The 23,342-nt window shown below is 41.4% G+C and carries 16 protein-coding genes and 1 pseudogene; 7 read left to right on the forward strand and 10 right to left on the reverse strand.

Features of this window, described 5'->3' with window-relative positions; all coding sequences use genetic code 11:
* Positions 1–13: 13 nt before the first annotated feature.
* Positions 14–331, reverse strand: a pseudogene (locus A0J48_RS00060) (RNA-guided endonuclease InsQ/TnpB family protein); the annotation flags it as partial.
* 198 nt (positions 332–529) lie between these two features.
* Entirely contained in the window at positions 530–2,068 is a 1,539-nt protein-coding gene (locus tag A0J48_RS00065) for an efflux RND transporter periplasmic adaptor subunit (RefSeq protein ID WP_200319141.1), read from the reverse strand.
* A 525-nt stretch (positions 2,069–2,593) separates the two neighbouring features.
* On the opposite strand from A0J48_RS00065, the gene A0J48_RS00070 reads away from it, so the two are divergent.
* Positions 2,594–3,478: a tetratricopeptide repeat protein gene (locus A0J48_RS00070; protein ID WP_200319143.1), complete on the forward strand. Its 885-nt coding sequence runs from the start codon at positions 2,594–2,596 to the stop codon at positions 3,476–3,478.
* A gap of 183 nt (positions 3,479–3,661) precedes the next feature.
* Here the strand turns inward: A0J48_RS00070 and A0J48_RS00075 are convergent, their stop codons facing one another.
* Positions 3,662–4,066, reverse strand: coding sequence for a response regulator (locus A0J48_RS00075; RefSeq protein WP_200319145.1), 405 nt, complete (start codon positions 4,064–4,066; stop codon positions 3,662–3,664).
* A gap of 544 nt (positions 4,067–4,610) precedes the next feature.
* On the opposite strand from A0J48_RS00075, the gene A0J48_RS00080 reads away from it, so the two are divergent.
* The 3 genes from A0J48_RS00080 (at position 4,611) to A0J48_RS00090 (ending at position 9,012) form a co-directional block, all read left to right on the forward strand.
* Entirely contained in the window at positions 4,611–5,825 is a 1,215-nt protein-coding gene (locus A0J48_RS00080; RefSeq protein ID WP_200319146.1) for an RNA-guided endonuclease InsQ/TnpB family protein, read from the forward strand.
* 236 nt (positions 5,826–6,061) lie between these two features.
* A complete protein-coding gene (gene gyrA / locus A0J48_RS00085; protein WP_200319148.1) occupies positions 6,062–8,548 on the forward strand; it encodes a DNA gyrase subunit A in 2,487 nt (828 codons plus the stop codon).
* 284 nt (positions 8,549–8,832) lie between these two features.
* Positions 8,833–9,012 (forward strand): chlorophyll a/b-binding protein, encoded by a 180-nt coding sequence (locus A0J48_RS00090; protein WP_200319150.1) that lies wholly within the window; start codon positions 8,833–8,835, stop codon positions 9,010–9,012.
* A 453-nt stretch (positions 9,013–9,465) separates the two neighbouring features.
* Here A0J48_RS00090 and rpoD read toward each other — a convergent pair whose 3' ends face one another.
* Together rpoD and gyrB are read right to left on the reverse strand one after the other, a co-directional pair.
* On the reverse strand, positions 9,466–10,638 hold the full coding sequence (rpoD, locus tag A0J48_RS00095) for an RNA polymerase sigma factor RpoD (protein ID WP_013191679.1): 1,173 nt from the start codon (positions 10,636–10,638) through the stop codon (positions 9,466–9,468).
* 1,008 nt (positions 10,639–11,646) lie between these two features.
* Positions 11,647–14,889 (reverse strand): DNA topoisomerase (ATP-hydrolyzing) subunit B, encoded by a 3,243-nt coding sequence (gene gyrB, locus A0J48_RS00100; RefSeq protein ID WP_200319152.1) that lies wholly within the window; start codon positions 14,887–14,889, stop codon positions 11,647–11,649.
* Between the two features lie 211 nt (positions 14,890–15,100).
* On the opposite strand from gyrB, the gene miaA reads away from it, so the two are divergent.
* Positions 15,101–16,012: a tRNA (adenosine(37)-N6)-dimethylallyltransferase MiaA gene (miaA, locus tag A0J48_RS00105; protein WP_200319154.1), complete on the forward strand. Its 912-nt coding sequence runs from the start codon at positions 15,101–15,103 to the stop codon at positions 16,010–16,012.
* 222 nt (positions 16,013–16,234) lie between these two features.
* Here the strand turns inward: miaA and A0J48_RS00110 are convergent, their stop codons facing one another.
* Both A0J48_RS00110 and A0J48_RS00115 read right to left on the reverse strand, forming a co-directional pair.
* On the reverse strand, positions 16,235–16,636 hold the full coding sequence (locus A0J48_RS00110; protein WP_200319156.1) for a helix-turn-helix domain-containing protein: 402 nt from the start codon (positions 16,634–16,636) through the stop codon (positions 16,235–16,237).
* Entirely contained in the window at positions 16,620–16,919 is a 300-nt protein-coding gene (locus A0J48_RS00115; RefSeq protein ID WP_200319158.1) for a type II toxin-antitoxin system HigB family toxin, read from the reverse strand. Before A0J48_RS00115 ends, A0J48_RS00110 begins: the two co-directional genes overlap by 17 nt.
* A gap of 445 nt (positions 16,920–17,364) precedes the next feature.
* Between A0J48_RS00115 and A0J48_RS00120 the strand changes: the two genes are divergently transcribed.
* Complete coding sequence (locus A0J48_RS00120; RefSeq protein ID WP_200319160.1) at positions 17,365–17,988, forward strand: TMEM165/GDT1 family protein; 624 nt, start codon at positions 17,365–17,367, stop codon at positions 17,986–17,988.
* 89 nt (positions 17,989–18,077) lie between these two features.
* On the opposite strand, the gene A0J48_RS00125 is transcribed toward A0J48_RS00120, so the two are convergent.
* Positions 18,078–18,977, reverse strand: coding sequence for a tetratricopeptide repeat protein (locus tag A0J48_RS00125; protein WP_200319162.1), 900 nt, complete (start codon positions 18,975–18,977; stop codon positions 18,078–18,080).
* Between the two features lie 391 nt (positions 18,978–19,368).
* On the opposite strand from A0J48_RS00125, the gene A0J48_RS00130 reads away from it, so the two are divergent.
* Positions 19,369–20,388, forward strand: coding sequence for a hypothetical protein (locus A0J48_RS00130; protein ID WP_200319163.1), 1,020 nt, complete (start codon positions 19,369–19,371; stop codon positions 20,386–20,388).
* A gap of 65 nt (positions 20,389–20,453) precedes the next feature.
* Here the strand turns inward: A0J48_RS00130 and A0J48_RS00135 are convergent, their stop codons facing one another.
* Both A0J48_RS00135 and A0J48_RS00140 read right to left on the reverse strand, forming a co-directional pair.
* Positions 20,454–21,623: a homocysteine biosynthesis protein gene (locus A0J48_RS00135; protein WP_200319165.1), complete on the reverse strand. Its 1,170-nt coding sequence runs from the start codon at positions 21,621–21,623 to the stop codon at positions 20,454–20,456.
* A 280-nt stretch (positions 21,624–21,903) separates the two neighbouring features.
* Positions 21,904–23,241, reverse strand: a complete 1,338-nt coding sequence (locus A0J48_RS00140; RefSeq protein WP_200319167.1) for an RCC1 domain-containing protein — start codon at positions 23,239–23,241, stop codon at positions 21,904–21,906.
* Between the last annotated feature and the right edge of the window lie 101 nt (positions 23,242–23,342).

Genomic DNA, 23,342 nt, shown 5'->3' on the forward strand with positions numbered 1-23,342 from the left:
GACACTCCCCTGCCTAAAGGCGAGGGGATTCTTGGTTCACAGACTCGCCATTAGACGACAGGTTGACACCAATCGCCCAAGAGGGCAAATCTCCCCAAGCGTAGCTTCCGGCGTGTCCCGCCGTAGTTAATCCCAGCTTTAGGATATTTATACTGGCATTGATATCTCTATCTTCAACGAACCCACAATGAGTACAAACATGGGTTCTAGTTGATAGAGATTTTTGTACTTTCTGGCCACAATTAGAACAATTTTGAGAAGTGTTATGAGGAGGAACTGCAACAGTTACCTTTCCATATTTATGTCCAAAATATTCTAACCATTGCCTAAAGTACGTATAAGTTTTTCCGCCACGCTCCAAAACTTAACCGTTCGGCTGACGCTCACGGCGAAGCCTCAAGGGTTTTCATCTGTTTTCTTATAAATCTCTATGTAAAAAACCTACCCCTGTGAGGCAGGAGAGCAGGGGAGGCAGGGGAAGAAAAATTAATTCTTTACTCATTACTCAATACTCAGAACTCGGTACTCTTTACTGCTGAGAACGTCCACCACGCCCACCACCACCCATACCAGGAAAAACACCACCTCTCGGTGTTGATTGTGGTCTTGAACCTGGTGGAAAGCTGAGTAAAACTCTTTCTTCTCCTTTCAATCCCGATTTGACTTCAGTGAAATTATTCACTGTCACACCAGTCTCAATACGAGTAAAAATAGGTTTATTACCCTCTCCGGCTACAAATACACCTGTGGCACGTTCTCGACGTACAACTGCTGCGGTGGGAACAACTATGGCATTCTCCAACTTACCCACTTGAAAGTCTACTGTTACATTCATCCCCGACCGCAATAGCTTTTGAGAATCCGAGAGAGTTACTTTCACCTCAAAACTAGTGACGTTCTGCTCTATAGTTGCTTGGGATGCAATTTGATTCACTTGACCTGTAAAGGTTTTTCCTGGGTAAGCATCTGCCTTAATTGTGACTTTTTGACCAATGTGGATTTTCGGAATATTTGTTTCGGCTAAATTGGCTACCACTTCATTAACAGTAGCCAAGGACAAAATAGAAGCAGAAAGAGATGAAGAAACGGAACTAGCCGCAGTTGTTGGGGTAACAAAAGCACCAGGATCAGCATATTTCTTCGTCACCAGACCATTAAAAGGCGCTCTAATAATCGTGTCATTGATTTGAGCTTGAACACTCTGTAATGAACCACGAGCAGAAATTACCTGCGCTTGGGCTTGGTCAATATCTTCTTGGCGAGAACCTGCTTTCAGAAGTTCTAAAGCTAGTTGTCGTTGCCTCACAGTTGCCCGTGCTTGTTCAATATCTTCTGGACGAGAACCTGCTTTTTGTAATCCTAAAGCTTCCTGGGCTTCATTCACTTGAGCTTGGGCGCTATCACGATCTGCTAATTTTTGGTTAACTGTTTGCAGGGAAATTCCTCCGGCATTGAACAACTGCTGATTACGACGAAAATCATCTTCCGCTTTTCTGAAATTAGCTTGGGCGCTGTTTAAACGTGCCTGTGCTTGAGCAATATCTTGGGGACGATTACCAATTTCTACCTTCCGCAAATTTGCCACAGCATCATCCAACTGTGCCTGTGCTTGAGCAATATCTTGAGGACGATTACCAGCTTGTAATTTACGCAGATTAGCCTCAGCTTGTGCTAATTGTCCCCGTGCTTGGGTGAGTTGTCCTTGTAAATTGGAATCATCCATGTAAGCAATTACCTGCCCCTGTTGGACAAAATCTCCTTCTTGCACCAGCAACTTTTTGACTAAGCCTGAATTTTTAGGACTGACATTGATTGAACGTTCAGGTTTAACAGTTCCATTCGCAGAAATGCTGATAGGTAGGCTTTGTCTCTCTACAGGCCGGGTCAGAACACGATTTTTTGTTTGCTGATTTGGGATCACAACTAACTGGAGATAAGCTACATAGCCGATTCCAGCCATTAGTCCCAAGACAATTAGCCAAGGCAACCAATAATTTCTGGTTTTTTTCCTCTTGACTTCTGGAACTAATACTGATGAATCTACTGAATTTGGTGTATCAATTGCCATATTTTGTAAATTTATAAAAGCAACTTCTCATATCAAGTTCGGATGATAATTGACAATTGACAATTGATAATTGACAATTGGTTAATTTGGTTTAAAACGTCTCTTTTTGAAGGGAAAAAATCTAGAAAAACCTTTCCTTACTTTCAATCCTCTACCTTTTTAGTTGGAAGTCCCTAGGTTGCGCTGCACCAGTGTTTAACAGTCTTTCATTACCTCATCGAATAAAAATCATGTCAGTAATTATCGAATAAAAAGTCTACGTCTCATACATGACAAAAGTCACTAGTAACTGCAAACTTCTGTGTTACCAAAGTCATCAGTTGAGAAACAGTGTGCGATGTAGAATGTAGAGTATACGGAGAAAAACTTCTACTTGCTATTCATTACTCAGCACTCAGCACTCAGCACTCGGTACTCAGCACTCACCACTCGATACTAACTACTGTTAAGTTTCTCTTTCGTCTCCAGCAAAGATAGTTTAAGCTATCTGAAAGATTCTTTGATTTGTGGTCAAGAGGCGGTATAGTGCCGAAACACATTCGTTTGATTTCTTTTCTGGTTGCCTGTAGTTTGTGTAGTCTGCCCAAAACAGCTGCCGCTCAGGCGCTAATACCTTATACACTGCAACTTGATACAGCGAAGTTGGAAAAGCAGGGGTTGAGTTTAGCTCAAGAAGCGGCTCAACTAGCACAATTTCAACAAATTGATTTAGCCTTGCCAAGAGCGAGATTAGCTACTCAATTAGCTCCTCAAAATGATAAGGTATGGCTGCTCTTAGGTGGATTACATTTACAAACTAAGGATTTTGGTGCGGCAATTAGCGCCTTACAAAAAGCCCAGGCGCTGAATCCCAAAAACCCTGACGTTTTATTTGCGTTGGGTTCAGCTAATTTCCAGCAGCAAAATTATCAGGCTTCTGTAGCCAACTATCAAGCAGGTTTGCTGTTAAAACCTAATGATCCAGAAGGCTTGTTTGACTTGGGTAATGCTTACTATATGTTGGGTCGTTTGCCAGATGCGATCGCTCAGTTTAATCAAGCTATTTCCCAAGATCAAAAATTCTGGCCGGCAATTAACAACATTGGCTTAATCAAATATGAACAGGGTGATATTCAAGGTGCGATTAAGCAATGGCAAGAATCAGTTGCTATTGATAAGCAAGCCGCAGAACCTTTATTAGCATTAGCAGTAGCATTGTATACTAAAGGTGATCAACAACAAGGTTTAGCTCTGGGAGAAGCTGCAATTCGCATCGATCAACGCTATGCTGATTTAGATTTTCTCAAACAAAATCTTTGGGGTACACGCTTGTTGGTTGATACAAAAAAATTCTTAGAATTGCCCCGTATTCAATCGGCTTTAAATCCCCCAGAAGGTGTATTAATACCTGAACAAAAACCTGCTCAATAGAATTTGTGTTAATTGGTAATTGGTATTTAATTTTACCATTACCAGTTTTTCATTCATACTTGCCTAATGTAGCCCGTTTATAGTACATATATTCTATTTGGGTATACAAGTCGCCCAAAATATTCAAAAATAAAACATTTAAAATATTTATGGGTGGACTTTTATGACATCAGCTATCAATTTTCAGGAATCAGTTTGAGGGAGAAGAGCGATGATCTGATCAACAAATTGTTGATGATCAACAACGGGTTTTGAGATGTAGCCATCAGCACCACTTTGCTTGAGAAAGTTCTCCCGATCGCCTTCCATAGCGTGTGCAGTTACTAAAATCACAGGTAAAGATGCTGTTTGTGGATCAGATTTTAACATCTGTGTAATTTTGATCCCATCAACAGACTTACCTTGATATATACTGCGAGAGAGAGAAACATCCATTAAAATCAAGTCAGCCTCTCCTGCTTGGGCAATTTTCATCACTTCTTCTACGTCCTCTGTGTGTTTTACCCCCAAGCCACCCCGCTTGGTCAAAATCTTGGAAAAAACACGAGCATTAATCAGATCATCTTCGACAATTAAAACGGTTTTCATGAGAACTTAACTTATGAGGTTGACACTCCCCAGCATAAATGGACGGGGATTCTTGGTTCAATGAGACTACTTAAACTAGATTCCTGGCGTTACCTAGTCTAGAGGTGGAACTCTCCCCAAGCGTTAACTTTCCAGATGCCCGACCGTAGTTGCATTGCTGCAAGTGCTGTTTCACTTGAAACCAGAAAGTTGCAAAATTCTGATTAGTTTAGCTCCTTCTCATTTTTTACCTACTGCCAGGAGGAAACTAAAACAATGTAGTAGAACCGCATAGATAAGGCAGTGCTGTCCTGGGGTCTCCCCAATTAGAGCAACTGCCGTTGAATTGTCAAGGTACAGATTGCTGTTAGGCAGTTAGGTTTTTATACAGGTTGATTACCATTTCTGTTCAAAACAGGATAACACAAAATGTCAGTGGAGGATAAATCCCCCATAGGGTTAGTAGCTAGTTACTGTTTTCTTAACTAACACTAACAAATACTGACATTTGCCCAAAATTTCCACTCATCTGCTCTTGATGAGAGAATTACAGTAAAATCGCTGTATGCTACTAGGATTGAAAACCCAACTCAAAGTCAACAAGCAACAACGACTACTACTAGCGCAACACGCAGGAGTAGCTAGACACGCTTGGAATCAAGGGTTAGCACTTTGTCAACAGGTATTATTACATAACAAACTTAATCCTGAAGATAAAATCAAATTTCCCACAGCCATAGATTTACATAAATGGTTAGTAGCAGCCATTAAATCTACCCATCTTTGGTATTATGACGTATCGAAATGCGCTCCTCAATACGCATTAAGATATTTGTCAGATGCCTTTAAATCCTTCTTCAAAAAAAGTAAAGGATTTCCTAAGTTTAAGAAAAAAGGCCAACATGATTCTTTTACCTTAGATGGTGCAATTCATATTGACTATAGAAAAATCAAAATTCCTGTCATTGGTTGGCTGAAAACTTATGAAATTCTCCCTATAGGATATAAACCGAAATCTGTCACCATCAGTAAACAAGCTGATCAGTGGTTTATATCTTGGAAAATGGAGGTGAAAGCCAATGAAACACAGAAAAATCAAGAGTTTGTAGGAGTTGACTTAGGAATAAATCATCTAGCAACGTTATCAACAGGAGAAATATTCAATGGCGTAAAAAGCTATAAAAAATATGAATCTAAATTAGCAAGAATGCAATATTTGAACCGCCATAAACTCATTGGTTCAAATAACTATAGAAAAGCGCAAATCAAAATAGCGAGATTACACCAAAAAATAGCCAACATCAGAAAAGATACATTACACAAAATCACCACCTATATTAGCAAAAACCACGCGGTTATAGGTATAGAAGATTTGAATGTATCAGGGATGTTAGCAAATGGGAAGTTATCAAAAGCTATATCAGATATGGGCTTTTATGAATTTAGGAGGCAGCTAGAATATAAAACACAACTATATGGCAGTAAGTTAGTAATTGTGGATAGATTTTATCCCAGTAGTAAGACTTGCTCTAGTTGTGGTGAGAAGAAAACATCACTGTCATTGTCTCAAAGAGTGTTTAAATGTGTTCGCGCAGCGTGGCGTAAGCCATTAGTTGTGGCTTTGAGTGTGACTCCAGATTTAAACGCTGCGATGAATTTAAGACAAGAAGCGGTCAGATTGACCGTGTTAGCCTGTGGACTAGATAGTGCCGACACTTCTAGGCGGTCAGTGAGCGCAGTCGAACTGGTGAAACAGGAAGAAAAAGCTGGCTCTTGTTAGCATTAGTTAGCTTTTTTGTATCGGCTTTCATCCTCGACTTAAAAGACATTAGAACCTTAATACAAGTGAAGTTTTGCAATACCGACGATGGGGTATTGGGCATTGGGCATTAGAGTAAATTAGTAATTACGAATTACGAATTTTTGTGAGTAATCCTATTTCATCCGTGATGCTGTGGTTGCTACAGTAGTAAGTTCCAGCAACTTTTGTATAGTTAAATTTCAGGGAAAAAACTCATGGCACAACAGTTAAACCTGCTCTCAACAGGACAAGTCATCACAACAGCCCTGCACACCGAGATGCAAAGGTCTTATCTTGAATATGCCATGAGCGTGATAGTTGGGCGGGCATTACCAGACGTGCGTGATGGTTTAAAGCCCGTGCATCGGCGGATTTTATATGCTATGCACGAACTTGGTTTAACACCAGACAGACCTTATCGGAAATGCGCTCGTGTAGTTGGTGACGTATTAGGTAAGTACCATCCCCATGGTGATCAAGCGGTTTATGATGCTTTAGTCCGGTTGGTACAGGATTTTTCCAGCCGCTACCCCTTACTAGCAGGACATGGTAACTTTGGTAGCGTGGATAATGACCCACCAGCAGCGATGCGTTATACAGAAACTCGCCTCGCATCAGTAAGTCATGAGGGAATGCTGGCAGAAATTGGGGAAGAAACGGTGGAATTTATCGGTAACTTCGATAACTCCCAACAAGAACCAACCGTATTACCTGCTCAGTTACCATTCCTCTTGCTGAATGGTTGTGCCGGTATTGCTGTGGGGATGGCGACAAATATTCCACCGCACAACCTAGGGGAAATTGTCGATGGCTTAATAGCTTTAATTGACAACCCAGATTTGACTGATGAAAAGTTATTTGAGATCATTCCGGGGCCTGACTTTCCCACAGGTGGCGAAATAGTTGGTAATTCAGGAATTCGGGAAGCATACACCACAGGCAAAGGCGGAATTATACTGCGGGGTGTAGCAACCTTAGAAGAAATACCAGCCAGTAGGGGTAGCAAACGACGGACAGCAATTGTAATCACAGAATTGCCTTATCAAGTGAATAAGGCTGGCTGGATTGAAAAAGTAGCAGATTTGGTGAATCAAGGACGCTTACAAGGCATTTCTGATTTGCGGGATGAGAGCGATCGGGAAGGAATGCGAGTAGTCATTGAACTCAAACGCGATACCAACCCCCAAGAAGTTCTCCAGCATTTGTATCATCAAACCGCCTTACAAACTACCTTTGGAGCCATTCTTTTAGCGTTGGTGGATGGACAACCACGCCAGTTAAGTCTACGGCAAACGTTGCAGGAATTTCTCAATTTCCGAGAACACACTCTCAACCGTCGCTACAGTTATGAATTAGGCAAGGCTGAAAACCGGATCAATATTGTCGCTGGCTTGTTGACAGCTTTATCTAACCTAGATGATGTAATTACCATTTTAAGGCAAGCAGCCGATGGTAGTACAGCCAAAATGACCCTTTGTAGCCAACTGAATTTGAGTGAAGTACAAGCGGATGCAATTCTAGCAATGCCATTACGCCGTCTCACCAGTTTAGAGCAGCGCAATTTGCAGCAGGAATTTGACGATCTCAATCAGCAAATTATCTCATTGCGGAGATTACTAGAAGACAGAAGGGAATTACTGAAGGCTTTAAAAAAAGATTTGCGAAGTCTCAAACGTAAATACGGCGACTCTCGACGTACCAAAATTTTACAGGTCAGCGATATCCCAGTTAAACAAGAACAGGGAAAAACAGAAAGACAGGAAAATCTAAAATCGGAACAGCCACCAGAAGAAGCAGTTCTCGAATTTACCCAGCGCGGTTATGTGCGTCGTCTCTCCCCTACAGGGAAAAAGCCGAAAGCGGAAAACGGTTTGCATGAAAACGACTTTATTATTCAAACCGAGTCAACAGACACCGAAAAAGATTTGCTGATTTTGAATACTGGAGGCAAAGTTTACCCTGTGAAGGTGGGAGAAATTCCTGCAGTAACTGGTCGTTCTCCACGCGGAACACCATTAATCACCATGCTCACTAGTACGGCACAAGGCAACGTAGAAGGCATTGTCAGTCGCTTTGTCCTGCCAGAATATCCAGAAACATCTCAGATGGTTCTCCTCACTAAACAAGGACGAATTAAGCGTATATCTTTGGAAGAATTCACCAACCTCAGCCGACGTGGGGTGACAATTTTAAAACTCAAAGATGACGATGAATTGTCTTTTAATCAGTTCACAACCACAGGTCAACATCTGATTTTAGCTAGTTCTAGTGGTCGTTTGCTGCGATTTGCAGTCAATGAGGAACAACTACCGATCATGGGTCGTGCAGCAATGGGGTTACAAGCATTTCGACTGTTGAAGAATCAACAAATGGTGGGTTGTATTACTGTCAGCAAGGACGACCAGTTATTGCTGGTTACTCAGGAAGGATATGCCAAGTGCATACCTGCAAGTGGTTTAAGAGCAGCTAATCGCGGTGATTTGGGTATCCAAATGCTGAAGTTCCATAACAAAACTGATAACCTAGCGGCTATGGTACGTGCTACTCCTGGTTCAGAAGTGGCGCTAGTGACTAATAAAGAGCGAGTGGTCAAAATATCTGTGGATACAGTCCCAACCCTAGACAGAGATGCTAAGGGTGAAAGTCTGTTGCAAGTCAACCGGGATGAGAAAATTATTAACGTTGTTGAAGTACGAACATAAAAATTAGGTTTTTTGTTACCGGAACAAGGGTTTAGCGGTAAAGAAAAAGTCAAGTCAAAAGTTCATGAGTTTCTCCTGAACTTCTTGTTCAATTTATTTATTGATGGGGTACACCGCTTAACTGAGCAGTATGGGGTGTGATCCTCCCTGCTCTTCTGCCTATTGTTGACATTTCTTCATAAATCGCTACAAAAACATCAACTAATGTTGCATTTATGAAAAAATTGTTATATTGGTTTACATAAAGCAATAAAGCTTAGTAAACATTTTTTGGAGTGCGAACCATGACTAATGCAACAAAAACTATTACTTCCGTAGTAGAAGATCGTAACGCTTGGCGTTGGGGCTTCACCCCACAAGCAGAAATTTGGAATGGTCGCTTGGCAATGATTGGCTTTTTAGCAGCAACTTTAATCGAGTTGTTTTCCGGCCAAGGCTTCCTACACTTCTGGGGTATTCTATAGCAAAGTACCGAGTACCGAGTACCGAGTACCGAGTTTTAAGTACAAACCTAGTGGTTTTCTGGCTTTAAGCCATCAAAAACTTCCTAATGCCATATAAACTTTTTGAGACGCAAAATTTTTTCTAAACTAAAAAACCTGGTGGTTTTAATAACTACCAGGTTTTTTATTCAGTTACCAGTTATAACAGGTGACAGGTGACAGGTGACAGGTGACAGTTGTAAAAGCCTTTGAGTGTCTAAGTTTTAGTTGTGGTTAATGTCCTAACCGCCTTGTCTCCGGCTATATCAGTTATAGTTTTTATCGAAACAATCGGGTCTAAAACCTGGCCTTTTAAGGCGAAAAGTTTTTGGCGCGGGGTATAAATCCCCGTTACAAAAACGGCCTTCTGCCTTCTGCCTTCTGCCTCCTGCCTTCGTTAACACAACTGACCACCGACTACTGACTACTGACTAATTAACGAATATATTCCTTGAGGACGCTGTTACGATTGGGATGGCGTAATTTACGGAGTGCTTTGGCCTCAATTTGACGAATTCGTTCACGGGTAACGTTGAAAATCTGACCAATTTCTTCCAGGGTTTTCATCCGTCCGTCATCTAAACCGTAGCGGAGTCTAAGAACATCTCGTTCACGAGGACTTAGACTGTCGAGGACTTTTTCTAGGTCTTCACGGAGTAGATTCTTGGAAACTTGATCTTCTGGTGTTTCTCCATCAGATTCAATAAAATCACCCAAACGAGAATCTTCTTCTTTACCAATTGGTGTTTCCAGTGAAATTGGCAACTGGGCAGATTTGGCAATAAACCGCAGTTTCTCGATGGTCATTTCCATGCGAGTAGCAATTTCTTCTTCAGTGGGTTTGCGACCCATTTCTTGAGATAAAAGTTTGGTAGTTTTCTTGATTCGTGATATGGTTTCATAGAGATGAACCGGTAGACGAATAGTGCGAGATTGATCAGCGATCGCTCTAGTAATTGCCTGACGAATCCACCATGTAGCGTAGGTAGAAAACTTATAACCTTTTTCGTGGTCGAACTTTTCAGCTGCCCGAATCAAACCTAGACTTCCTTCTTGAATCAAGTCTTGGAAAGATAAGCCACGATTCATGTATTTTTTGGCGATTGAAACCACTAGACGCAGGTTCGATTGCACCATTTTATCTTTCGCCCTGCGGCCAACGTGGAGGCGATAACGGAAAGTTGGTAATGGCAGTTGTACCGCTTCTGCCCATTCCTTGAATTGGGGTTCTCGCTCTAGCTGTTCGTACAGTCTATCGCGCACCCTTTCCAATTCCAGTAGATCCGCGATTTTCCGTGCCAGTTCAATTTCTTCGTCTGCCCGCAATAGACGAATACGACCAATTTCTTGCAGATAAAGACGAATCGAGTCTTCAGTGTAGTGCTTTTTCTTGCTTTGTGTCCGACGACGCGATTTAGCGGCTTTTCCAGACTTTGCGTCGTCCTCATCAGACTGAGGCTCTAAAAAATCATCAATTTCGCCGTCATCGGTCAGCAATAAGTCCTCTTCATCCTCAATCAATAAGAGTTCTTCTTCGATCTCAGGCGGATTTATCATTTCTAGGTCAGGCTGATAAATGCTATCGAGTACGTTGTTAGCCTGGTTCATGCCGCGTTCCTCATGCTCCTTGCAGAATCAATTACTCAAGATGTGGTTACTGCTCTTTGTATCGAGCTTATTTTTGACCGAAAATAGGCTTTTGGCTAATTTACCTATTTTGTTTCCGGTAGTATTGCCTTTCTAGAAGGCCAAAGTTTTTACTTTAGTGGCAACTATCACTTGGATGTAATTTGCTCAAAGAAAGTAAAATTCATCGCTGTCGCCGTTGTACACAACTGCTGATTAACTGGTTTCAAACCAGAAGCACCTTCATCAAGAAAACTACCATCTCAGACATTATGGATGTGACTGCTGGCAGATTTACTTGTCAAGACTGTTCCGATTGTAGCCTGTTTCACAGAAATTGCACTCTTTTTGTGTCTTAATTACGAACTCATTCAGCAAGGTGAAGCCACTTTTATCAAAAAGACATTAAAAACGGTAGTCACACCATTAAATCTTGTCGAAAACTTTTTGGTTTTGCAGTGGCATTCTCATTAAATTAAAAGGTAGGCACACTTGCTCCTGGGAAATTCTAGGTTTTAAGTACAACAATAGTTTTCACAGCAACAGAAGATTAGATGTTAACTCAAGTTAGCAGTACAAATGCACCCGTTTTTACAATTCGTTTATAAATTGCTGATTTGAGAGCAAAGACGGGCTAACCGCCGGGTAGATAGGGCCATAGTGCAGCCGTGGTGGTGCTTTTTTCCTGGCAGTGAGCCTTGTATATGCTAGGCCAATAACCTGAACTAAGGAGTTAAGGTTGTGGCAGAATGAGCCGATTCACAGATGATTTTAACTTTCCCTGATTTCGGCCTTATTCACACATTAGCGTAATGCCGAGATTTCTACCCTATGCAACTTGACAAACTGTTTTTATTGTATACAACGATATTTTAATTAGTCGAGAAATAATTTTTCATGGGAGATAGGGAACAGGCAAACAGGGAACAGGGAACAGGAAAAAGATAATTTATTGATTCATCCCATTACCCCATTACCCCATCACCCCAATTAGATATCCAATTCGGTCAGGTTCAGTTTAGAACCATAGGTTTCAATGAATTCGCGTCGGGGTGCAACGCGATCGCCCATCAAAATGGTAAATATCCGGTCTGCTTCTGCTGCGTCTTCAATTTCCACTTGTTTTAGAGTCCTGGTTTCTGGGTTCATTGTGGTTGTCCACAGTTGTTCTGGCATCATTTCCCCTAAACCTTTAAAACGCTGGATGGTGTAGTTGGCGTTTGCTGGTAGAGTAGCCAGGTGCTGTTGCAATTCCCGATCGCTATAACAATACTGGTAATTTTTTCCTCTTTCTACTTTATAAAGTGGTGGACAAGCGATATAGATAAAACCTTGTTCAATGAGCGATCGCTGATAACGATAGAAGAAAGTTAACAACAATGTCCGGATGTGCGCCCCATCTACGTCCGCGTCAGTCATAATTACTACACGATGATACCGTAATTGTGAGGCATCAAATTCTTCACCTTTTACGCCTAAACCCAGCGCTGTAATTAAGGATTGAACTTCATTGTTCTTATAGATTTTAGAGTCGTCGGTTTTTTCAATGTTTAATATTTTACCGCGCAAAGGCAGGATTGCTTGCGTCCGGCGATCGCGTCCTTGCTTCGCGCTATTGTGGACGAATACGCCACAGGCTAAAGCGAAGTTGTGGGTTTCAGGAACTTCGATATCGTAAACGTCTACCTGTTCCGTTAAACGTTCAATGCTAACAATGCGGTGGTTGTAATTAGCAACAGCTTCATAAGCTAACGCTTGATTACCATCAAAGTAACGTTGACAGAAACTATCAAACCGCAATAAAGATTTGTCTTTTGTCTGTTGACGGTAGGCGTTATAAGCATCTAAATCAAGCTGCCCTTGCTCAATTTCAATTTGCTTGAGGACAGCAATAGTTTTGCGATAGTAGGTTTGTTGCAAAGCTGCCTGGCGTTGGGCGCGAAATTCAGGTGTCCATTGCTGTTGTGTTTTTTCTCGTCGCCATGCTAACAAAGCTTCATCTTGCCATTGTTCCTTGGCCAAAAGTGATTGAGTTTCACGGGCTTTGGGATTATTCGCAAAATAGTTGCTGACTCTTTGGGCTTGGGCTAAACGGTTGGCCTCATCATTCCAATGGTCTTGCTGTGCTTGATGAAGGCGTTCATGGTTTTGCTGACGATAAGTTTCGTTATTGTCATAAAACTCGCGCCACCTGCCAAGCATATAGCTTTTATAAGTTTCAGAAGCCCACTGTTCCTTAGCTTGTTGAGACAAAATCTGGCGCGTTTCCGGATGCTGCATTCTTTGGCTCATCTTGGCACGGAATTCGTGACTTTGACGAGTTTTGCGGCTCTTTTCAATTGCATCCTGACGATGTAATGTTTTTTCAACGTGAGCGCGATGTAAAGCTAAGTGTTCCTCAACCGATAAACGCTGTAAATTCGTGGGGTTATTATTGCGCTTGTTGAAATCAATATGATGGCAATGTTCTCCGTCTGTTAGTTTGTAAACACCTAAAGAACGGTTATACCAATCAGCTAATGTATGAGTGAACAGCCAAGAATCAGAACGCGGATTCCAAACCATTTCATAACCATCAATGGTAATCCCTGGATTGCTTATATCTGATATTTGCCGATACAGAGGCATGAGGGAATCATTAGGTGTTAACAACCCAGCCTGTTTGTAGCTGCCATCACGTAACATGAAGCGATGGTCGGGTGTGCAAATAATTGTTTCCCCATTGTCTAAAGTCACCTTGATGACTTCAGCATTGGCTTTAGTCATGCGGGGGTTGATAATACGTTCTATGCCAATAGTGCCATCATTACGAATGGTGTAACAGAAATGTTCTTTTCCTATGGCTTGTTCGGCGACGATTTCTTTAAAACTGAGCGATCGCCCATCAGCTAGTGCTACCAGTGTATCACCATGAAAACAGCCACCCGCTGAATCACCTTCCACGATGAAAATCTCTGATTCTGAGGGATCACGGGAACTACAATCTGCTAATTTACCGGGTAAAGGAGAGGATTCTAGGACTGATTTGCGTCTGACTAACTCCCGTGCATGACGGGCTGCTTCTGCGGCTTTGTAGGCTTGAATGGCTTTATCTAGAATAGAATCAGCGATACCAGGGTGAAATTCTAGATATTCGGTGAGGACTTCACCCACAAAAGAATCAACGATACCGCGAACTTCTGTATTACCAAGTTTGGTTTTGGTTTGTCCTTCAAATTCGGGGTCAGGGACTTTAACGGAAATAACTGCTGTTAAACCTTCGCGGACGTGTTCACCACTGAGGTTAGATTCATTTTCTTTAATTTTATTCCGCTTGCGAGCGATCGCATTTAATGTCCGAGTTAAAACTGCTTTTAAACCTTCTAAGTGAGTACCACCATCAATAGTACGAATATTATTAGCAAAACCTAGGACATTATCAGTGTAAGCGTCAGTACACCATTGTAGTGAAACTTCCACTTGCACATTATTACGTTCTCCCTGTACATAAATAATTTCTTCGTGTAAAGGCTGCTTCTCACGATTCATGTAGGCGATATACTCTTTAATCCCACCCTTGTATTCGTAAGTTTCTACCTTGGGTGTATCGCTTTTGAGGACTTCCAAGCGATGATCAGTGAAGGTAATTTTTACACCTGCATTCAGATACGCTAATTCACGCAACCTACCAGCTAAAGTGATATAATCAAACTCAGTACCAGTAGTAAAAATTTGCTCATCCGGCTTAAAGGTGACAGATGTTCCTTTTCTGCCTTCTTTATCAGGTTGGGCTTGCAGTTCCGTGACTGGTACACCTCTTTCATATCTTTGGATATGTGCTTTTTTATCTCGCCAAACAGTGACTTCCACAAATTCAGACAAGGCGTTAACTACAGAAATACCTACCCCGTGTAAACCTCCAGATACTTTGTAGCCACCACCGCCAAACTTACCTCCGGCGTGAAGTACAGTCAGTACAGTTTCTAAAGCTGATTTTCCGGTTTTTGGGTGAATATCAGTGGGAATACCTCGCCCATCATCTGTTACTGTACAAGAACCATTAGCGTTAAGATCCACCTCAACATGAGTACAGTAACCAGCTAAAGCCTCGTCAACCGAGTTATCCACTACCTCGTAAACTAAATGGTGGAGTCCTCGCGGGCCAGTAGAACCGATATACATCCCTGGTCGTTTGCGGACGGCTTCCAGACCTTCCAGAACCTGAATCTGATCGGCACTGTAACTGCTCGTCATGAAAATTCTCCTGATATCTGGGGTTGAACTTGCAAAAAACTTGCAAAAAAATTAAAAAAGTCAAATCACCCCAAAATTATAACACAAAAGCCTTGTTGCCGTCTGTAGCGCAATTTAATGATAAGTTTAGACAGGGGATGCAACCCTTTATTCATTAAAAATTACCTTTTTAATTTTTAATTTTTCATTTTTAATTGCAATGAAGCGACTAATGACTAAATTAATTGTAATTTGTGGGGCTACAGCAACGGGTAAATCTGGTTTAGCTTTGAGTTTAGCTAGAAAGTTGGGTTCAGTAATTCTCAGCGCCGATTCTCGTCAAGTATACCGTGAGTTTGATATTGGCACAGCTAAACCGAATGTAGAAGAACAGAAATTAGTACCACATTATTTGGTAGATATCTGTGATCCAACTGAAACTATGACAGTAGCAGATTACCAAGAGCAAGCACAAGCTTTAATAGCTAGTCTTGGTGTTTCTCCATTGTTGTTGGTTGGTGGTACTGGGTTATATATCCGTTCTATTGTGCAGGGGATGAAGATTCCCAGGGTATCACCACAACCTGAATTGCGATCGCAATTAGAATCTCTTGGTCAAAATCAACTTTACCCGATGTTGCAACAAGTTGATCCCATTGCTGCACAGAAAATTCACGCTAATGATTTGGTGCGGACTTTAAGAGCTTTAGAAGTATATTATGTTACAGGATGTCCAATTTCTGAACAGCAAGGGGAAAATCCACCGAAATATCCGATTTTGCAAATTTGTTTAGATTGTGAACCGGAAATTTTAGATGTGAGAATTCGCAGACGTACTGAACAAATGATTGCAGATGGGTTAGTCGCGGAAGTTGAATATTTATGTCAAAAATATGGTGCTGATTTACCTTTATTGAATACTTTGGGATATCAAGAGATAAAACAATATTTAGCTGGTGAAATTTCTTTAGATGAAGCTACTGATTTAATTGCTTTGCATACTAGACAGTTTGCAAAACGTCAACGGACTTGGTTTAGACAAGCGCCTAATCTTGAATATTTTAATGTTGATAATCCTGATTTATTAGCACAGGTTTTTAATAGAATTAATGAATTTGTCAGAATCAGGATATCCAGGATTTAAGGATGTACAGGATGTGATGATTTGCAAGTTCAGGATTTATCAAATTCAAACATTTTCAGGATGTTGTTATTGTCAGAATCAGGATGTCCAGGATTTAAGGATTTTCAGGATGTGATTATTCGCAAGTTCAGGATTTATCAAATTCTCTAATTTTCATGATGTTGTGATTGTCAGAATCAGGATATCCTGATTCTGACAAATAACATCCTTAAAAATCAAAGTTCAAATAAACAAACTTGGAGAAACTTTAAAATATTCTCCCAAGGCTTTTGCTTGTGCTTTACTAATGGAACGTTTACCATTAACCATTTCAGAAACCACACCACTACTAGAACCAAGAATACGTACTAAGTCAGCTTGACGAAGACCGCTAGATTCCATGATGTGTTGTAAAATTTCATGAGGTGTAGATTCATCCATTGGATAATTTTCTTCCTCATAATCTTCAATTAATTTCACAAGCAATTTATCTAATTTTCGCTCCTCTGGAGTAAGATTTTTTTTAAAAGTTAGAAATTCAGCAACTTTTAAAAGACGTTCATACTCTTCCTCTGTTTCAATTACTTGAGGAGCGACTTCTGCTAGTAATTGACTATAGGTTTTATTGTCAAAAGTGAGGGTCATTTTTCCATTTATTTTTACTGTATTCGGCGTGAGTTAGCAAGTATTTGTAGAAAACCTTCTGTGTTGCATAATTAATCCCGACAATTAAACGGTAATCATTACCTTTGATATTGAAAACAGTAAAATTACCAACAGCTTCAGCATCACGGTAAATTTTACGCACATCCTCTAAATTTTGCCATTCTGCTTTTTTAACAATTTCATACCAGCTATCAATTTGTTTTTTGATATCAGGATATTTTGCAGCATCATTGCGGAGGGTGCGAATTGAAATTAAATTCATATATTCTAGGTTTGAAATGATAGTGATTGGTGTACATAGGTTTGACAATCCTTATTTGTGATATTTATATTCTCTCAAAACGAGAGCAAGATGTCAAGAGTGAATTTAGGACTTATGCAAAATCTCTCTTAAACTCTCTTCCCTTCGTGTCCTTTGCGTCCTTCGTGGTTCATTCCTCTTTTATTCCCAAACTCTTGACTCCCAACCGACATAAATGTATGATTTATATCGAATCGAAGGGGAGTAGCTGCTGGCGCGACATAAAAAGCCAGCGCATTTGAATCAACATACTGGCGATGAGCCTGGTTCAGATGGCGAATAACAAAGTATTTGAAAGCGAGACCTTCACTGAGTTCACACAAAAAGAGTGTGTGAGCTTCAGTGAGGTCATTAAACACTCATTAGAAGCTCCACACGGTAAAAAACCCTTAAGGAGCAACAAAGAGTGTTAACAGCATTTACAGCAGGTTTACTATTAATTACAATTTCCGAACTAGGTGATAAAACCTTTTTTATCGCTGTAATTTTGTCAATGCAGCACCCACGACGAGTAGTGTTTGCTGGTGTAACAGCAGCCTTAGCAGCAATGACGATTTTATCAGTGATATTTGGACAATTGCTGTCTGCTTTAACACAAGGCTCAAAAATTTATGTTTATTACGCCGAAATAGTTTTGTTTATAGCCTTTGGCTTAAAACTGCTCTACGATGCTTGGAAAATGCCCGCTAAACCTGACGAAGAAGTCATAGAAGAAGCAAAAGAAGCCATAGAAAAAGCAGATTTAGACAATCAGCAAAAAAGCTTGTGGTCAATATTACTGAAATCATTTGTATTAACATTTATAGCAGAATGGGGCGATCGCACACAATTTGCTACCATTGCTTTAGCCGCGAGTAACAACGCCATTGGTGTAACAGCGGGTGCAATTTTAGGACATTCAATATGTGCAGCGATCGCAGTTATTGGTGGTAGATTAATCGCAGGTAAAATTTCCGAACGACAAATCACCTTCGTAGGCGGCTTTCTGTTTATTATCTTCGGTATCGTCGCCGCCATAGAAGGAAGTTGAGGTGACAGGTGACAGGTGACAGGTGACAGGTGATAGGTGACAGGTGAGAGTTAATTATTTATTCTCCCCATCTCCCTATCTCCCCATCTTCATGGACTAGGTGTACTTTCCGGTGATGGTGATGTGCTGGGTGAAGCAGACGGGGTGGGAGTTGGTATTCCTGCTGCCTTGTTAATTTCATCTTTATACTGAGCAGGTGCTAAAGCTATGGCGCTTTCAAACAAAGGTTTTGCTTCGTCAACTTTGCCCTGTTCTTTTAAAAGCATAGCCTTTGCTAACACAGGACGAAAATCCTGGGTATCTTTCTTAATTGCTTGCTCGTATATTGAGATAGCTTCCACATCTTTTTTCTGATAAGCATAGACGCTGCCCAATAGCACCTGTACAGCAACTACATCAACACTTCCAGGCTGAATAGTATTAGCTTGAGCAGCAGCAGATAAAGTATCTTGCAGCAAGCCAATAGCAGCTTCTGGGCGTTCCTGACTTAGTTGTAAATTTACCATCCCCTGTAAAGCTTTCAGATCTCCTGGTTTTGTTGCTAAAATGGAGCGATAAGTTTGGGCGGCTCCTTCATTATCACCAATCTGCTGCTTTGCTTGTGCTAGTAGCACAGCGTACTCAGATTGTTGTGGATTTAATTTAGCCAACTTTTCTAAAGGTTCAATTACCCCTTGAATATCAGCAGGTTTTACTTCACCTCTGCCTTTTTGACTGAGTAATTGTAGCCGTGCTTGTACAAGCCCTTTGAGAGCAGTTTGATTTTCTGGTTCTCGTTGCAAAACTAGTTCATAACCCCGAACTTCATCTGCTATTTGTGATTTTTGGTTAGATGTAGGAGAACTGCTAGGATTGCTGGTAGTATTTTCGGATACTGATTGGGGATTATTCAAAGCACCAAAGATGGGAATCACAGAAACTCCAATAAAAGCCGCAACAGCTAAAACTAGAACGACTTGAATGATCCACCGATTACGGGGTTGAGACACAATTTTTTCCTTATGATAAATTTGAACAAGATGAATTGAGATTAATATTTACACAGATTGCAAAGTTAAGATTTTCCAAAACTTTGCGGAATACGGTTATTTCACTGTGAATTTTATAACAAATAACTATCTACACTGCTAAAGTAAGTGATGACTTTGGGAGGAGCATTCAGAATTTTAGCTATGCTATGCTTCCAAAACTAGTGTCAAGGCGCTAAATTACACATTTAGTCTCTAAATGCAAAATTTCGCGCCTTTCTGTTCGCAAAGGGCGCTATAGGATGGCTAGATGAAAAGGAAATATACTTTTATCATCAGCCGCACCAACGCTCTTTCCAGATGCCTTGATTAAATCCCACAATGGGATGTGTCTCCGCCGCAAGGAGTTTTTATGAATTCCGACCTGATGCCGTCTCCTGAATCTTCCAGTTCTACAGCTTCTAAGGAAGCTCCAGCTAAAATTGACTTAGTAACTAAGTCCCCGAAACCAGATAATTCACCCGTTAACCCTAGTGCAACTGATGGCAATGGGAATTTACCGAATCGCCAACAACCGATTCCACCTCCCAGCGAACCATTACAGTACCGAGCAATTGGGTTAGTCAGGGGATGCTACATTGCCAGCAGTGAACAGTTTACTCAAGGAACTTTGGTAACAACTGATGGTGTAGAACTCAATGCCGTCCTTTTAGGTCGGATTATGAGTTTAGTCAAGAATCATCTGGACTTAGAAAAACAACATCTGTGGGTGGTTTATCCGCGAACCAGACAAGAAAATGACTCTCTCCACATCCAAATTGTGGGAGTTTGGGAGCCAGAAAATCTGGCTAAAAATTCCTCAGATGATGATGGACAAGCTTCAATTGCACAAGCTTTAGAGAGACCAGAAAATGGTGCAACCAAGAAATCGGCTCGCCAAACAGCTGCTAAAGAAGAAATTTCCCAACCTCTCAAAGTTTCGTCAGAAATACCGGATGGGGAATTTTCTGTGCGTGGTGAGGTAGTTTACCAATCTTTTGATGCCAAGAGTTTAGTCGTTAAAATCAAACAAGCACCACGAAAACCAACTGAAAAACCGAAGTATTTTAAGTTGAAAATGCGGGGTGTTTTGGCTACTAAAGCTGTGGGTAAGTTTTGGGATTTCAAAGTCAAGCGAGAAGCTGACATTTTGGTGGTAGAAACTGCCGAAGCGATCGCTGATTTGCCTAAAAAACGTAAACCGCCATTTGCTAGAAGCGGTCCCCGTCCTGGTGGTGGCCCCGGTAGAAGACCATTTACGCCCAGACGCAATGGAGAAACTCCGCGTCCTGTTAAGAAAATAGGTGGTGATCCCGCAGCGGTTTCTAAACCAGTGCCAAAAACCCCTGCTCCTAAGCCAGTCAAGAAGCCAAAACCCCAGGATAATTCGTAATTTATAATTCGTAATTCGTAATTGAATTTTTAATTATGAATTACGAATTACGAATTAGTAATTATTTAAAAGTCCGTCCAACGGTCTTGGGGTAGAAAAGCACGTTCCATAGGAATGGAAGCAACGGGTTCTGTGAGGGTAAATGTGCCTGCTTCTATCCATTGTTTCAACTCTAGGGCAACTTGCCGTGAAAGAAACATACTGGCTAAAGGAGCAACTCGCACCGCTTTACCCTCGATGGTGATTTTTCCCGATTTCAATTGAGCGTAACTGACTAAACCAAAGGTGGGACGGACACGACGGGGAATGGAAAAGTCTACTATTGGCGCTACTAAGTCTTTATCTTGGACAGCACAACGTTCAATTACTGTTTCATTTAAAACCGGAAGTGGGACACCTACTCCCAACATTAAAGAAGGTCCGTAACTTTTGAAGTAACAACCCCGCACCCACCGCTCATCCATTTGTTTGGCATCACCAATTAAGGCTAAAGTGGCTGAGGGTCCTATGGGTGTACGATTAGCTAATCGCTTTTGTAAGGGGAAGTGCTGTGTACCTTCCCAGGCTACATAACCAATTCCACCACCTAAAAATATTCGCGTTCCAATCCCCACTAATTGTAATTCGGGATCATTGAGTAGTGGGGAAACTGCACCGGGGTTGGAGTAAACAGCATTACCTAACCGTGGTTGCAGGGGTCCGAGATATGTATGAAGTAGGCGATCGCCTCCATTTACGCCAATAATAAAATTTTGATAAAGGTTGCGCGGATTAAATAAATAAAACTGATTGATAGTTTCACGGGTGACGGTGGTTTCAAAAGTTGCCCTTGGGTAACAGTCGGTAACTTGTCCTAATGCGCGTACTTGTACGGGTTTACCTGCAATTAAATCTTGGATGACGTGGCCACCACCACGTTCTCGGAGTTCTTCTCCGTCCATCGCTTCTACAGCACAACTAGCACCCAAGTATAAATCTACTGCACCAAAACCAGAATATGCTGGCACTCCGTCTATCCAACAACGACGAATTTTGATGGGTGGGTCTGTGTGTCCGAGATTAATAATTGCACCGCTTGACTCCATTGGTTCAAAAGTGCCGGTGGTAATGACATCAACTTCTTTAGCAGCTTTGGTGATACCGATTTCTGCTACTCGTGTTTTTAATTCTTCAACCGTCCACACTACGGCACGTTTCTGGTTGATTTTTTCGTTAATTTCCGCAATAGTTGGCATTTTGATATCTCACGCAGCGGCGCAAAGACGCAGAGAGGGTTAACAGCTAAGTAGGGTTGAAAATTGTCATTATGGCAAGGCAAGAGGCAAGAGGCAAAAGGCAAGAGGGAAGGGACTTTTAGCAAGTTTACATCTTGTTACATACCTCTGTTTTTTCACACCGACTTACTTAGTCTAGCCGTGATATTGGGAAAACTATCAATATAGGCAGATCACATCTTGCACGAAAAAATTGATGTCATAAACTTTTCATTTTCAGCCCGTTGATCGGTTTCTAATGCTAGGGGATCAATACAGGGTTTGGTTGTGGGTTGCAAGCTGAATTTATCCCTTGTCCCAATTGCCCATCTTCATTGCTACCCCAAGTATAAACAGTGCGGCTATTAGCTCCAAATACGGCATTAGACCAGTGAGCAGCTGCAATACTCTGTAATGTAAAAGTGGACAAGAGGACAGGTCGAGTGACTTGATTAGGTTTTTTGCCACAGACACTGACACGGTTATTTGACTGTCCATAACGGTTATCACCCCAACCCCACACCCGTCTTGTAGTATCAATTGCAATTACTTGGGGACCTTCAGCATCTACGCTTTGGATAGCTGAAATAGATAGACCTTGAAATTGAACCAAGACCGGAGTAGATTGAAAATCTGTTGTGGTGCCATCTCCTCGCTGACCAAAGGTTCCTCGCCCCCAGGAATAGACTTTTCCATTTTTAGTGATGGCAAGAGAGTTTTCTCCACCTGCTGCTATTTGGGAGATATTGGCAAGGCTATTGACTAAGACGGGGTAGGCAGTGTTAGTAACTTGAGGGGGCTGTCCAATTTGTCCATAATAGTTAGAGCCAAGGGCCCAGACGGTTCCATCATCTCGCAAAAGGAGGGTGTGGTGGTCGCCACCCGCCCCTTGAACGAATCCTGTGTAGGGATAGCCATAGCTGTCAATTAACAGTCTGGGAATAGATACGTTCTGTCCAGATGGCTCACCTACCTGTTTGTCGTTGTTTTTTCCCCATAGATAGACATAGTTCTTGCCATCAGGGTGACGGACAATTACCCCACCATGATGTCCTCCTTCAAACAGGGAAACTATTATGCTATTACTATGCCAACTGCGAATGACAGCTGCTGGAGTGTCCTGAAAACCTCCGGTGAAACCAACTCCGAGTTCACCATTTTTGTTAGTACCCCAACTTAGCACTCGATCACCAACAACAGCAAGTGAAAACCCTTGTCCAGCGGCAATAGCTGTTACTCCTGATACGAGTGTTTTGATAGGAACATTGGAATTAATTCTATTTCTATTCCCTAGTTGGCCTCCTTCATTGCCACCCCAGGCCCAGACATCACCATTTGATAGCAATACGAGGTAATGATTACCTCCCCCTGACAATGCAGTTACGGTTGGTTGAGAGGTTTGTGCAATTAGAGATTTTTGAGAATTAAACTTTGGATTTCTATAGTCCAACTTTGTTTCAATTCGGCAGGGAGGTTTGGAAAGAGGAAGACCAAATCTGGCATCACAACTAACTACTGCTGCTGATACCTTTACTGGACTCAGAAAAACTGAAATTGTAGATAATAAACAGACCCCAAGTGTTGAATTTTTAAGCTGCATAGACTTATTCTTGACGTAGTTGGCAATAGCCTAATTAGAAAGACATAAGTACGTCATAACCAGTACATTTGTCTAACAACCTCTTCCCGTCTACCTGCTAC

This window comes from Sphaerospermopsis aphanizomenoides BCCUSP55 (assembly GCF_001586785.1).
GTDB classification, from domain to species: Bacteria; Cyanobacteriota; Cyanobacteriia; order Cyanobacteriales; family Nostocaceae; genus Sphaerospermopsis_A; species Sphaerospermopsis_A aphanizomenoides_A.

What these genes read in the sequence shown, in the direction of transcription:
- A0J48_RS00110 (WP_200319156.1), bottom strand. Translation starts at nt 16,636, where the DNA reads ATGACCCTCACTTTTGACAATAAAACCTATAGTCAATTACTAGCAGAA.
- rpoD (WP_013191679.1), bottom strand. Translation starts at nt 10,638, where the DNA reads ATGAACCAGGCTAACAACGTACTCGATAGCATTTATCAGCCTGACCTA.
- A0J48_RS00075 (WP_200319145.1), bottom strand. Translation starts at nt 4,066, where the DNA reads ATGAAAACCGTTTTAATTGTCGAAGATGATCTGATTAATGCTCGTGTT.
- A0J48_RS00065 (WP_200319141.1), bottom strand. Translation starts at nt 2,068, where the DNA reads ATGGCAATTGATACACCAAATTCAGTAGATTCATCAGTATTAGTTCCA.
- gyrB (WP_200319152.1), bottom strand. Translation starts at nt 14,889, where the DNA reads ATGACGAGCAGTTACAGTGCCGATCAGATTCAGGTTCTGGAAGGTCTG.
- A0J48_RS00135 (WP_200319165.1), bottom strand. Translation starts at nt 21,623, where the DNA reads ATGCCAACTATTGCGGAAATTAACGAAAAAATCAACCAGAAACGTGCC.
- miaA (WP_200319154.1), top strand. Translation starts at nt 15,101, where the DNA reads ATGACTAAATTAATTGTAATTTGTGGGGCTACAGCAACGGGTAAATCT.
- A0J48_RS00140 (WP_200319167.1), bottom strand. Translation starts at nt 23,241, where the DNA reads ATGCAGCTTAAAAATTCAACACTTGGGGTCTGTTTATTATCTACAATT.
- A0J48_RS00080 (WP_200319146.1), top strand. Translation starts at nt 4,611, where the DNA reads ATGCTACTAGGATTGAAAACCCAACTCAAAGTCAACAAGCAACAACGA.
- A0J48_RS00115 (WP_200319158.1), bottom strand. Translation starts at nt 16,919, where the DNA reads ATGAATTTAATTTCAATTCGCACCCTCCGCAATGATGCTGCAAAATAT.
- gyrA (WP_200319148.1), top strand. Translation starts at nt 6,062, where the DNA reads ATGGCACAACAGTTAAACCTGCTCTCAACAGGACAAGTCATCACAACA.
- A0J48_RS00130 (WP_200319163.1), top strand. Translation starts at nt 19,369, where the DNA reads ATGAATTCCGACCTGATGCCGTCTCCTGAATCTTCCAGTTCTACAGCT.
- A0J48_RS00090 (WP_200319150.1), top strand. Translation starts at nt 8,833, where the DNA reads ATGACTAATGCAACAAAAACTATTACTTCCGTAGTAGAAGATCGTAAC.